The following is a 12,393-nucleotide window of genomic DNA, read 5'->3' as shown; positions in this document are numbered from 1 at the left end:
GCTTGGCATGAAGCCAATGCATTACGGAGCATCGATGAAAGCAGTAAAGAGCCCATCGATCGCTCTATGACCTTGAAGTTGCTTCGGCACTTTGGGGCAGTCCAGTTAGCTTTAAATTAATTGGAGAGTTTGATCCTGGCTCAGATTGAACGCTGGCGGTATGCCTAACACATGCAAGTCGAACGAGGTAGCAATACCTAGTGGCGGACGGGTGAGGAATACGTAGGGATCTGCCTTTAAGTGGGGGATAACCCGGGGAAACCCGGATTAATACCGCATGATCTCGCAAGAGCAAAGTGGGGGATCGCAAGACCTCACGCTTTTAGAGGAACCTACGTCGGATTAGCTTGTTGGTGAGGTAATGGCTCACCAAGGCGACGATCCGTAACTGGTCTGAGAGGATGATCAGTCACACCGGAACTGAGACACGGTCCGGACTCCTACGGGAGGCAGCAGTGGGGAATATTGGACAATGGGCGAAAGCCTGATCCAGCAATACCGCGTGTGTGAAGAAGGCCTTCGGGTTGTAAAGCACTTTAAGTTGGGAAGAAAAAACTTCAATTAATACTTGAAGTCTTGACGGTACCGACAGAATAAGCACCGGCTAACTCTGTGCCAGCAGCCGCGGTAATACAGAGGGTGCTAGCGTTAATCGGATTTACTGGGCGTAAAGCGTGCGTAGGCGGTTTGATAAGTCGGTTGTGAAAGCCCCGGGCTCAACCTGGGAATTGCGGCCGATACTGTCAGACTAGAAAACGGTAGAGGGAGGCGGAACTCCAGGTGTAGCGGTGAAATGCGTAGATATCTGGAAGAACACCGATGGCGAAGGCAACCTCCTGGGCCTGTTTTGACGCTGAGGCACGAAAGCGTGGGTAGCAAACAGGATTAGATACCCTGGTAGTCCACGCCGTAAACGATGAGAACTTGACGTTGGTTTGCTTAGCAAATCGGTGTCGTAGCTAACGCGATAAGTTCTCCGCCTGGGGAGTACGGCCGCAAGGTTGAAACTCAAAGGAATTGACGGGGGCCCGCACAAGCGGTGGAGTATGTGGTTTAATTCGATGCAACGCGAAGAACCTTACCTGGTCTTGACATGTCAAGAAGTCTGCAGAGATGCGGATGTGCCTTCGGGAACTTGAACACAGGTGCTGCATGGCTGTCGTCAGCTCGTGTCGTGAGATGTTGGGTTAAGTCCCGCAACGAGCGCAACCCTTGCCCTTAGTTGCCATCATTCAGTTGGGCACTCTAAGGGGACCGCCGGTGACAAACCGGAGGAAGGTGGGGATGACGTCAAGTCATCATGGCCCTTATGACCAGGGCTACACACGTACTACAATGGTCGGTACAGAGGGTTGCCAACCCGCGAGGGGGAGCTAATCCCAGAAAGCCGATCGTAGTCCGGATTGGAGTCTGCAACTCGACTCCATGAAGTCGGAATCGCTAGTAATCGCGGATCAGCACTTGTCGCGGTGAATACGTTCCCGGGCCTTGTACACACCGCCCGTCACACCATGGGAGTTGGCTGCACCAGAAGCCGGTAGTCTAACCGCAAGGGGGACGCCGTCCACGGTGTGGTCAATGACTGGGGTGAAGTCGTAACAAGGTAGCCGTAGGGGAACCTGCGGCTGGATCACCTCCTTTAGAGAACGCTTCTCAAGCGTTCGGAAGCATCCAGCAAAAATCACTTGTCATCAGAAATCAGAGTTGCCCAAGGATCGTCCTGTCATCAGGGCTGATTCGGCGCTCTATCCGTTGTTCGGGTCTGTAGCTCAGGTGGTTAGAGCGCACCCCTGATAAGGGTGAGGTCGGAAGTTCGAGTCTTCCCAGACCCACCATTTGACCCACCATTATCGGAGGGTCACATCTCCAACAACGGAACGGAATCTCCAGGTAACTGGACGACCGGGGCCATAGCTCAGCTGGGAGAGCACCTGCTTTGCAAGCAGGGGGTCGTCGGTTCGATCCCGACTGGCTCCACCATTTATTTCGATTGATCCAAGCCATTTGCGCAAGCAGATGATTTTGATGAATCGGATGCTTCGGTATCTGATTTGAACTGTTCTTTAAAAATTAGGGTTGTAGTTAAACACTGTAAAGCAACAGCGTGACGATTCAGTAATGAGTTGTGACGTTCTCAATGCCTTTGGTGCTTAACGGCGGAAGTAAACGTAATTGTAGGAATAGTTGTGGTTATAAAACCGTAATTTCGAATGCTCGAAAGAACGTTTGAGGTTATATGGTCAAGTGACCAAGCGCATCTGGTGGATGCCTTGGCGGCAACAGGCGATGAAAGACGTAGTAGCCTGCGATAAGCCTCGGGGAGCTGGCAAACAAGCTTTGATCCGAGGATTTCTGAATGGGGCAACCCACGGCTTAGGCCGTATCCCGCAAGGGAGGCTAACGCAGGGAACTGAAACATCTAAGTACCTGCAGGAAAAGAAATCAACCGAGATTCCCCTAGTAGTGGCGAGCGAACGGGGAGTAGCCCTTAAGTTTTGTGCGGTTTAGTGGAACAGTCTGGAAAGTCTGGTCATAGCGGGTGATAGCCCCGTACACGAAAAACTGCATGAGATGAAATCGAGTAAGGCGAGGCACGTGAAACCTTGTCTGAATATGGGGGGACCATCCTCCAAGGCTAAATACTCGTTGCCGACCGATAGTGAACCAGTACCGTGAGGGAAAGGCGAAAAGAACCCCTGTGAGGGGAGTGAAATAGAACCTGAAACCGGATGCGTACAAGCAGTCAGAGCCCGCAAGGGTGATGGCGTACCTTTTGTATAATGGGTCAGCGACTTACTAGTCTGTAGCAAGCCTAACCGTATAGGGAAGGCGTAGGGAAACCGAGTCTTAATAGGGCGCTTAGTTGCAGGCTGTAGACCCGAAACCCGTCGATCTATCCATGTCCAGGGTGAAGTTGTGGTAACACACAATGGAGGCCCGAACTCACGCCTGTTGAAAAAGTCGGAGATGAGGTGTGGATAGGAGTGAAAGGCTAATCAAGGCGGGTGATAGCTGGTTCTCCTCGAAAGCTATTGAGGTAGCGCCTCGCGTCTAACTCAGGGGGGTAGAGCACTGTTACGGCTAGGGGGGACATAAGTCCTTACCAAACCGTTGCAAACTCCGAATACCCTGAAGTTCAATCGCGGGAGACACACGGTGGGAGCTAAATTTCATCGTGAAGAGGGAAACAACCCAGACCGCCAGCTAAGGTCCCTAAATCATCGCTAAGTGGTAAACGATGTGGAAAGTCATAGACAGCCAGGATGTTGGCTTAGAAGCAGCCATCATTTAAAGAAAGCGTAATAGCTCACTGGTCGAGTCGGTCCGCGCGGAAGATGTAACGGGGCTAAGCGATGTACCGAAGCTGCGGGTGCATAGCAATATGCGCGGTAGAGGAGCGTTCCGTAAGCCTGCGAAGGTGACTCGTAAGGGTTGCTGGAGGTATCGGAAGTGCGAATGCTGACATGAGTAACGATAATGCAGGTGAAAAACCTGCACGCCGTAAGCCCAAGGTTTCCTGCGCAACGATTTTCGGCGCAGGGTAAGTCGGATCCTAAGGCGAGGCCGAAAGGCGTAGTCGATGGCAAACAGGTTAATATTCCTGTACTTCCTTAGCTGCGATGGGAGGACGGAGAAGGTTAGACCAGCCACCTGTTGGATGGTGGTTTAAGCGCAAAGGAGTGCACTCTAGGCAAATCCGGAGTGATTATCTGAAGCGTGATGACGAGTCTCTTTTGAGACGAAGTGGTTGATACCATGCTTCCAAGAAAAGTCCCTAAGCTTCAGGCAAAAGGAATCCGTACCCCAAACCGACACAGGTGGGCGAGGAGAGTATCCTAAGGCGTTTGAGAGAACTCGGGAGAAGGAACTCGGCAAATTTGAACCGTAACTTCGGGATAAGGTTCGCCTACGCAAGTAGGCCGCAGTGAAGAGGGGGTTGCGACTGTTTATCAAAAACACAGCACTCTGCAAACACGAAAGTGGACGTATAGGGTGTGACTCCTGCCCGGTGCTGGAAGGTTAATTGATGGGGTCAGCCGCAAGGCGAAGCTCTTGATCGAAGCCCCAGTAAACGGCGGCCGTAACTATAACGGTCCTAAGGTAGCGAAATTCCTTGTCGGGTAAGTTCCGACCTGCACGAATGGAGTAACGATAGCCCCACTGTCTCCTTCCGAGGCTCAGTGAAATTGAAATCGCTGTGACGATGCAGTGTTCCCGCGGCAAGACGGAAAGACCCCGTGAACCTTCACTACAACTTTACATTGGACTTTGAAATTGCTTGTGTAGGATAGGTGGGAGGCATTGAAGTCAGGACGCTAGTCTTGATGGAGCCAACCTTGAAATACCACCCTGGTAATTTCGGAGTTCTAACCTCGATCGGTATATCCCGGTCAGGGACAATGTATGGTGGGTAGTTTGACTGGGGCGGTCTCCTCCCAAAGAGTAACGGAGGAGTGCGAAGGTAACCTCAGCGCGGTCGGAAATCGCGCAGTGAGTGCATAGGCATAAGGTTGCTTGACTGCAAGACAAACAAGTCGAGCAGGTACGAAAGTAGGTCTAAGTGATCCGGTGGTTCTGTATGGAAGGGCCATCGCTCAACGGATAAAAGGTACTCCGGGGATAACAGGCTGATACTGCCCAAGAGTCCATATCGACGGCAGTGTTTGGCACCTCGATGTCGGCTCATCGCATCCTGGGGCTGTAGCAGGTCCCAAGGGTTTGGCTGTTCGCCAATTAAAGCGGTACGCGAGCTGGGTTCAGAACGTCGTGAGACAGTTCGGTCCCTATCTGCCGTGGGCGTTTGATATTTGAGAGGAGTTGACCTTAGTACGAGAGGACCGGGTTGAACGTATCTCTGGTGTTCCGGTTGTCACGCCAGTGGCATCGCCGGGTAGCTAAATACGGACGGGATAACCGCTGAAAGCATCTAAGCGGGAAGCCCACCTCAAGATGAGATATCACGGATCTTAAGATCCCTAAAGAGCCCTTGTAGACAACAAGGTTGATAGGCGCGATGTGGAAGTGCAGTAATGCATGGAGCTAACGCGTACTAATTGCTCGTGAGGCTTGACCATATAACGCTCAAGCGTTCTTGGCTCAGACACAATCTGACCGAGACACAGCGTTCCTACAAGTTGTAACGCCAAGGCCTAAAGCGGTAACAAGCCGAAACGTGAAGTAACCAAGGCATTGATGTTGCCCAACGTGTTTGACTACAACCCCAATTCGAGAGATCAGTCGCAAGACTGATCCCTCAAACAGTTTGCCTGGCGGCCATAGCGAGTTGGAACCACCCGTTCCCATCCCGAACACGGTAGTGAAACAGCTCAGCGCCGATGGTAGTGTGGCCAAGACCATGCGAGAGTAGGACACTGCCAGGCTCCAACCAAAACCCCCTGATCGTTAACCGGTCAGGGGGTTTTCCTTTGAACGGCTTTTCTTAATCTATAAAACGACGAGTCGATCCATAGCTTGGAACTGGAGAATCGGAACGCGCTGAATGGATTCCAGTTACTTCTTTTTGCCGGGCAGGATGTTCATCAGTTTGCAGATGATCCCCAGCATGACTTCGTCTGCGCCGCCGCCAATCGAAGTCAGGCGCGAATCGCGATACGCGCGGGAAATATTGTTGTCCCACATGTAACCCTGACCTCCCCAATACTGCAGGCAGGTATCTGTCACTTCGCGTCCGAGGCGCCCAGCCTTCAGCTTGCACATCGAGGCCAGCATCGTGGCATCGCGACCGGCGACGTACTCTTCAGTCGCTTGATAAACCATCGCCTTGAGGGCCTCCACTTCAGTCTTCAGTTCCGCAATCCGGAAATGAATGTACTGGTTGTCGATCAGCGGCTGCCCAAATGCGTGGCGCTGTCGCGTGTACTCGACGGTTTCGTTGATCAGATTGGCGTAGCTGTCGATCCCGCAGGCGGCCGCATACAGGCGCTCTTCCTGAAACTGCAGCATTTGATACATGAAGCCCATGCCTTCCTGTCCGATGAGGTTGCGTTGCGGTACGCGAACTTCGTCTAGGAAGATCATCGCCGTGTCGCTGGATCGCATGCCGAGCTTGTCGAGCCTGGTCTTGCGGTCCACGCCCTTCGCATCCATCGGCACGACGATCAGGGATTTGTTCTGGTGTGGTTTGCCTTCCGAAGTATTGACTAGCATGCAGGCCCAATCGGACTGCGTGCCATTGGTGATCCACATCTTCGAGCCGTTGATGACGTAGTCCCCGCCTTCCTTGCGGGCCGTGGTCTTGATCCCAGCAACATCCGAACCTGCACCCGCTTCGGACACCGCGACCGAAACCACCATGTCGCCGGCAATGGCCGGAGCCAGATACTCCATGCATAGCTCCTTGCTGCCGAACCGTGCGAGCGCCGGCGTTGCCATGTCGGTCTGCACGCCAATCGCCATCGGCAATGAGCCGTTATTGCAGTTGCCTAGTGCCTGCGCGAAAAGCACTTCGTAGGAGTAGTCGAGGCCCAAGCCACCGTAGGCCTCTGGCTTGGCAATGCCCAGTAAACCCAGTTGACCCATCTTTTTGAGGACTTCGTGAGCGGGCCAGATGCCGGCCTTTTCCCATTCCACGATGTTCGGATTCAGCTCCTTGTCGACGAAACTGCGAACCTGCCGATACAGCTCTTTGTGCTCATGGGTAAGGATCATTACAAAACACTCATCGTTGAATGATGAGGTTTTATAGCAGTTAAAACTGCGTCCGGTAAGTCAACGAAAGGAAAATGTAGCCGCAACGGAAACACCTATTACCGAAACTGCTGTGCGGCCCCTGCAAAGCCTGTGTTTGCCGTACAGCCGGCTGAAAAGCCTCGATTTAGCGCTTATGGCGACGCAAGCTGCGGCTATCGACCGCCAGTTCGAACATCAGCGGCCAGCACTTGCCGGTCACCAGCAGATGACCGGTTTTCGGAATCACCGCGATACCGTTGAGCACGAAGTCCTGCTCGCTCCAGCCGCTGCCGTGGGACAGCTTGCTCTTCAGGGCCGTGAGATCGAGCCAGGCCCGGATGACTCCCGATTCCGGATCAATGATCGCGATTCGGTCGCTTTGCCAGACATTGGCGTAGATCAGGCCGTCGACGAACTCAAGCTCATTGAGTTGATCGATGGGTCGGCCTTGATCGGTCACGTCGACGTGGCTGTTCTCGGTATAGGTCAGCGGGTCGAGAAAATGTAGACGAGAGGAGCCATCGCTGAGAATCAGTCGTCGCCCGTCGTAAGCAAGCCCCCAGCCTTCGGTGCTGAGCGGGAAACTGCCGATCGGCTTCAAGCTTCGGTCATAGACGTAGGCAACGGCGTTCATCCAGGTGAGTTGGATGATTCGGTCGCCGACCACGGTCACGCCTTCGCCGAACTCCCCGGTCGTCAGGCTGGTTGAGTACAGCAGCTTGCCGGAGGCGCGGTCCCGGACGGTCAGATGCGATTGCCCATAAAGACCGGTGCCTTCGATCAGCTGATCATCTGCAATGGCTAGCCCCTGCGTGAACGCAGTGGCGTCATGGGCCTCGGTTCGCACCACGCGATAGTTCAGCGTCGGCGCTGCCAGCGCCGTCTGACCCGCCAAACCCATGCACCACAGCAGCACCAGTACAATCCGCACGCTCGCCTCGCGACTTGAACAAACACCCATGATCCGCAGCATGACGGGCTATGCCCGCGCAGAACAACAAAACCCTTCCGGACGGCTCAGCTGGGAACTCCGTTCGGTCAATCATCGCTACCTTGAACTGCAATTCAAGCTGCCGGAAGAATTCCGGTCGATGGAAAACGATCTGCGCCAACTGGCCACCCAGCGCATCGGCCGCGGCAAGGTCGAAGCCGGCTTGCGCTACAGCCGGGACAACGGCGTCGCCGGTGGCCTGCAGATCGATGCCGATCGCCTCGCCGCCGTGCTCTCCGCCGTCGAAAAGATCTCCGGCCAGTTGCGGACCTCGACAGCGCCAGATCCGATTCAGGTGCTGGCCTGGCCCGGTGTGGTGAGGACGGACAGCGCGCCGGATGTCACCGTGCCGCTGGCGGACGCCATGCAGTTGTTTCAGGCCGCGCTCGACGACTTCACCGCCACCCGCAGTCGCGAAGGCGAGCGCACCAAGCTGTATCTGATCGAACGCCTCGACGCGATGGCAGTGCTGGTCGAAAGAGTGAAAGTACGAGCGCCGCAGGTCCGCGACGCCTGGCTCGATCGGCTGCGCGCCAAGATTGTCGAACTGGGTGTCGACGTGGACCCTGCCCGCCTTGCGCAGGAAGCGGCACTGGCGGCTCAGCGCCTTGATGTCGACGAGGAACTGTCCAGGCTCGGCAGCCACTTCACCGAAGTGCGCGACACGCTGGTTCGCGAAGAGGCCGTCGGCCGTCGGCTGGATTTCCTGATGCAGGAACTCAATCGCGAAGCGAATACCTTGTCGTCCAAGTCGCAGGACGCCGAAATGACCCGCTGCGCCGTCGAGATGAAAGTGATCATCGAGCAGATGCGCGAGCAGGTTCAGAACATCGAATGACGGCGACCGGCTCGCTAGCCTCGCGCTGCTTCCTGCTCATCGACAGAGTCAAAACACCTTGAACGAATCACTGATCCCCGGAACCTTATGGATCGTGTCGGCGCCCAGTGGCGGTGGCAAGACCAGCCTGACTAGGGCACTGCTGCCCCGTCTCGCCGAGCGCGGCTGGAAGGCCGAGATTTCGGTGTCCTACACCACGCGCACGCCTCGGCCGGGCGAGCAGGAAGGCGTGCACTACCACTACGTCGATGACGCGGCGTTCGCGGCGATGGTCGAGCACGGCGATTTCCTTGAGCACGCCGAAGTCTTTGGTCGTCATTACGGCACCGGCCTGACCCGTACCAAGGAACTGCTTGGCCAGGGGATCGATGTGATCCTGGACATCGACTGGCAGGGCGCGCGCCAGGTTCGCGCCCGGCGTTCGGACGTGCAGAGTGTGTTCATCCTGCCGCCGTCTTCGGACGAACTGGAGCGGCGCCTGCGCGCGCGCGGCCAGGATACGGACGAGGTGATCGCCGCTCGCATGCATGCGGCGCGAGCCGAGATGTCGCATCACGGCGAGTACGACTACCTGCTAGTCAACCACGATTTCGATCGCGCGCTGGACGAGATGGCGGCGATCTTCGTCGCTCGCCGGATGCGCGGTGCTACCCAGCAGGCGCGTTACGAAAACCTGATCACCAGCCTGCTCGACGAGTAAGTGGCGCGTCCGAATCGCCGCCGTCTGGCACGCTTTTCGCGCCGCCGCTATAATCCGCGACTTCCCGCAGCACAAGAGTGACAAGCCCATGGCCCGTGTAACCGTTGAAGATTGTCTGGACCGCATCCCGAACCAGTTCGAACTGACCCTGGTCGCCGCCAAGCGCGCCCGTCAACTCGCCCGGGGCGCCGAAGCCAAACTGCCGTGGGGCAACCACAAGTCGACCGTGCTTTCCTTGAAGGAAATCGCTCACGGCTACATCGATACCGGCGTGCTCTCGGAAGCCGACCTGCCGGCGATCCAGCAGCCGAAGATGGAACTCGAAGCGCTCGATCCGAGCTTCGATCTCTAAGCGACAACGCCTACGTTGCAACGATCAGGGGCCGCAAGGCCCCTTTTTCGTGGCCGACGGTCCGGGGCCGAGCAAGCCGCGTCTATACTCAAACCATGGATATCCCGGTTATCACGCGCATCGGCACCGCCATTCGCACGCAGAGAGTCGCGCGTGAGTACGGCATCGAAGCGCTGACCAAGATCCTCGAGGAGTATCTGCCGGCACCGCAGATTTCCGAAGTGCGCCGCGCCTACGAGTTCGGCGCCAAGATGCACGCCGGCCAGAACCGGTCGAGTGGCGAGCCGTACATCTATCACCCGCTGGCGGTGGCCAAGATCCTCGCCGAGATGCGGTTGGATGCGACCACGCTCTGTGCCGCGATCCTGCATGACGTGATCGAGGACACCCCGGTCGGCAAGGAAGAGATCGCCCGCCTGTTCGGCCGCGATGTCGCCGAGCTGGTCGATGGCGTGTCGAAGTTCCAGAAAGTCGAAGGCATGTCCGGCGCCGAGCGCCAGGCCGAGAACGTCCGCAAGTTGCTGCTGGCGATGGCGCAGGATCTGCGCGTGATCCTGGTCAAGCTCGCCGATCGCCTGCACAACGTTCGTACCTTGGACGGCGTCGAACCGGCCAAGCGCCGGCGCGTGTCGCTGGAAACGCTGGAGATCTATGCGCCGATCGCCCAGCGCCTCGGGATCAATACCTTGCGGATGGAACTGGAGGATCTGTCCTTTCAGAACCTCTATCCGAATCGCTACGAAGTATTCCGCAAGGCGGTCAACGATCGGCTCGGTGACACCAAGGGCTTGATCAAGGAAATCGAGCACAAGCTCGAGCGGGCGCTGAAGGAAGAAGGCATCGGCGCCAGCGTCGTCGGCCGGCAGAAGAACCTGTACGGCATCTACGAAAAGATGCAGCGCAAGCGCCTGCGCTTTCTCGACGTGATGGACCTGCTCGGCTTCCGCGTGCTGGTCACCAAGGTCGACGACTGCTACCGCGCGCTCGGTGTCATCCACCACGCATACCGGCCGATCTCCGAGCAATTCAACGATTTCATCGCCAGCCCGAAGGTCAACGGCTACCAGAGCCTGCATACCACCTGCATCGGCCCGCAGGGTCGCAAGATCGAAGTGCAGATCCGTACTCGCGACATGCACCACATCGCCGAGAACGGCATCGCCGCGCACTGGCAGTACAAGCTTGAAACCAAGGGCGTCACCAAGTCGGTCAGTGGCAAGAACGACTCGCAGAGTGCGCCGCAGGTTCGTGCCCGCGAGTGGCTCGGCAATCTGTTCGCCGCGCAGACCGGTGCCGCCCCGCTGGAGTTCATCGACAACGTCAAGGTCGATCTCTTCCCGGACGAGGTCTACGTGTTCACGCCGAAAGGCCACATCCGGCAATTGCCGCGCGGCTCCACGGCGGTCGATTTCGCGTATTCGGTGCATACCGAACTCGGCGATCACTGCGTCGCCGTGCGCATCGATCAGCAGTTGGAGCCGCTGAACACGATCCTGAAGAACGGCCAGACCATCGAAGTGATCACCGCGCGTCATGCCCGGCCGAATGCGGCCTGGCTGAACTACGTGAAGACGGTCAAGGCGCGTCAGCACATCCGCAATTACCTCAAGAATCAGCGCGAGGACGAAGCGATCCGCCTCGGCCGCCGCCTGCTGGAAATTGCCCTGCGCGAACTGAACGTGCCGCTGACCGTGCTCAAGGAAGAATCGACCGGCGCTGTGCTGAAGGCTTTCGGCCTGCAGGACATCGAAGACCTGTACGTGTCGATCGGCAGTGGCAGTCGACTGGCGCCGTTGGTGGCGCGCCACTTTCTGCCTGATCCGAGTGCCGCAACGATTCCCGGCGAAAGCGTACCGCTGGCCGTGGAAGGCACCGAAGGCCTGGTCATCGATTACGCCAAGTGCTGCCATCCGATTCCCGGCGACGAGATCTGCGGCTATGTCTCGATCGGCCGCGGCATCGTCGTTCATCGCCTCGAATGCAAGCATGTGTCGGCGCGTAAAGGCGCAGCGCAGGAGCGCGTACCGCTGATCTGGGCGCCGAGCGTGCAGGGCGATTTCCTCGCCGAACTGAAGCTCAAGGCCGAGAATCGGCGCGGCTTGCTCGCCGGTGTTGCCGGCGAAATCGCCGGCGGCGGCTCGGGCATCGAGAACGTGCAGATGCCGGAACGCGGCGGTGGCGATACGGCGCTGGAAATGCGCTTCGTGATCACCGTGCGCGATCGCGTCCATCTGGCGCGCGTGCTGCGTCGCCTGCGCCGGCTTGAAGCCGTGCAGCGCGTCATCCGCATCTGATCGCAGGCTGGCGCGGCGCACCGCAACCGCGCTAGTGTCGCGGGCACTTCAGGGGCAGTTCGGGCCGGCGATCACCGAGGCCCTTGCTCCAAGCTTGCAGCCTCCACGAACGAGAAACCGCATGTCCCGCCAGATCATTCATACCGATGACGCGCCCGCCGCGATCGGCCCGTATTCCCAGGCCGTCAAGATCGGCGATACCGTCTATCTCTCGGGCCAGATTCCGCTCGATGCGGCGACCATGACCATGGTCAACGCGACCATCGAAGACGAGATCCATCAGGTGTTCAAGAACCTGCGCGCGGTCTGCACGGCTGCCGGCGGTGGCCTTGGCGACATCGCCAAACTGAACATCTTTCTCACCGATCTCGGCCACTTCGCGACGGTCAACGCGATCATGGTCCAGTACTTCAGCGCACCATTCCCGGCGCGCGCCGCGATCGGTGTCGCCAGCTTGCCGCGTGGCGCACGCATCGAGGCAGATGCGGTGATGGTGCTCGGCTAAGCCAGAATCCTTTCGGCCGCGCG

7 protein-coding genes, 2 tRNA genes and 3 rRNA genes are annotated in these 12,393 nt (G+C 57.4%); 10 read left to right on the top strand and 2 right to left on the bottom strand.

Features of this window, described 5'->3' with window-relative positions:
- Nucleotides 1–117 precede the first annotated feature (117 nt).
- From G513_RS20610 to rrf, 5 genes are all read left to right on the top strand, one after another.
- A 16S ribosomal RNA gene (locus G513_RS20610) occupies nt 118–1,641 on the top strand.
- Between the two features lie 117 nt (nt 1,642–1,758).
- Nucleotides 1,759–1,835, top strand: a tRNA-Ile gene (locus G513_RS0100585).
- A 69-nt stretch (nt 1,836–1,904) separates the two neighbouring features.
- Nucleotides 1,905–1,980 (top strand) — tRNA-Ala (locus G513_RS0100580).
- Between the two features lie 258 nt (nt 1,981–2,238).
- Nucleotides 2,239–5,075: ribosomal RNA gene (locus G513_RS0100575) — 23S ribosomal RNA — on the top strand.
- Nucleotides 5,076–5,266: 191 nt separating this feature from the next.
- Nucleotides 5,267–5,381 (top strand): 5S ribosomal RNA (rrf, locus tag G513_RS0100570).
- Together the 16S, 23S and 5S rRNA genes with 2 tRNA genes alongside form the textbook arrangement of a ribosomal RNA operon.
- Nucleotides 5,382–5,511: 130 nt before the next feature.
- Here rrf and G513_RS0100565 read toward each other — a convergent pair.
- Together G513_RS0100565 and G513_RS0100560 are read right to left on the bottom strand one after the other, a co-directional pair.
- Nucleotides 5,512–6,669: an acyl-CoA dehydrogenase family protein gene (locus tag G513_RS0100565; protein WP_022974886.1), complete on the bottom strand. Its 1,158-nt coding sequence runs from the start codon at nt 6,667–6,669 to the stop codon at nt 5,512–5,514.
- A 166-nt stretch (nt 6,670–6,835) separates the two neighbouring features.
- A complete protein-coding gene (locus G513_RS0100560) occupies nt 6,836–7,663 on the bottom strand; it encodes a glutaminyl-peptide cyclotransferase (RefSeq protein WP_084711268.1) in 828 nt (275 codons plus the stop codon).
- On the opposite strand from G513_RS0100560, the gene G513_RS0100555 reads away from it, so the two are divergent.
- The 5 genes from G513_RS0100555 (at nt 7,650) to G513_RS0100535 (ending at nt 12,370) form a co-directional block, all read left to right on the top strand.
- A complete protein-coding gene (locus G513_RS0100555) occupies nt 7,650–8,519 on the top strand; it encodes a YicC/YloC family endoribonuclease (protein WP_022974884.1) in 870 nt (289 codons plus the stop codon). The two genes, G513_RS0100560 and G513_RS0100555, sit on opposite strands and share 14 nt — an antisense overlap.
- Before the next feature lie 70 nt (nt 8,520–8,589).
- Nucleotides 8,590–9,219 (top strand): guanylate kinase, encoded by a 630-nt coding sequence (gene gmk, locus G513_RS0100550; RefSeq protein WP_028474972.1) that lies wholly within the window; start codon nt 8,590–8,592, stop codon nt 9,217–9,219.
- An 88-nt stretch (nt 9,220–9,307) separates the two neighbouring features.
- Nucleotides 9,308–9,571 (top strand): DNA-directed RNA polymerase subunit omega, encoded by a 264-nt coding sequence (rpoZ, locus tag G513_RS0100545; RefSeq protein WP_022974882.1) that lies wholly within the window; start codon nt 9,308–9,310, stop codon nt 9,569–9,571.
- Nucleotides 9,572–9,666: 95 nt separating this feature from the next.
- Nucleotides 9,667–11,865 (top strand): RelA/SpoT family protein, encoded by a 2,199-nt coding sequence (locus tag G513_RS0100540; RefSeq protein WP_022974881.1) that lies wholly within the window; start codon nt 9,667–9,669, stop codon nt 11,863–11,865.
- A 121-nt stretch (nt 11,866–11,986) separates the two neighbouring features.
- Nucleotides 11,987–12,370: a RidA family protein gene (locus G513_RS0100535; RefSeq protein WP_022974880.1), complete on the top strand. Its 384-nt coding sequence runs from the start codon at nt 11,987–11,989 to the stop codon at nt 12,368–12,370.
- Nucleotides 12,371–12,393: the final 23 nt, after the last annotated feature.

Origin of the sequence: Nevskia ramosa DSM 11499, from assembly GCF_000420645.1 — a bacterium.
Lineage (GTDB): Bacteria > Pseudomonadota > Gammaproteobacteria > Nevskiales > Nevskiaceae > Nevskia > Nevskia ramosa.
The sequence above is the reverse complement of the archived record's forward strand: the minus strand, read 5'-3'. Positions and strand labels throughout refer to the sequence as shown.

Coding starts and splice junctions, on each gene's coding strand:
- G513_RS0100565 (WP_022974886.1), bottom strand. CDS start 6,669: ATGATCCTTACCCATGAGCACAAAGAGCTGTATCGGCAGGTTCGCAGT.
- G513_RS0100555 (WP_022974884.1), top strand. CDS start 7,650: ATGATCCGCAGCATGACGGGCTATGCCCGCGCAGAACAACAAAACCCT.
- G513_RS0100560 (WP_084711268.1), bottom strand. CDS start 7,663: ATGCTGCGGATCATGGGTGTTTGTTCAAGTCGCGAGGCGAGCGTGCGG.
- rpoZ (WP_022974882.1), top strand. CDS start 9,308: ATGGCCCGTGTAACCGTTGAAGATTGTCTGGACCGCATCCCGAACCAG.
- G513_RS0100540 (WP_022974881.1), top strand. CDS start 9,667: ATGGATATCCCGGTTATCACGCGCATCGGCACCGCCATTCGCACGCAG.
- G513_RS0100535 (WP_022974880.1), top strand. CDS start 11,987: ATGTCCCGCCAGATCATTCATACCGATGACGCGCCCGCCGCGATCGGC.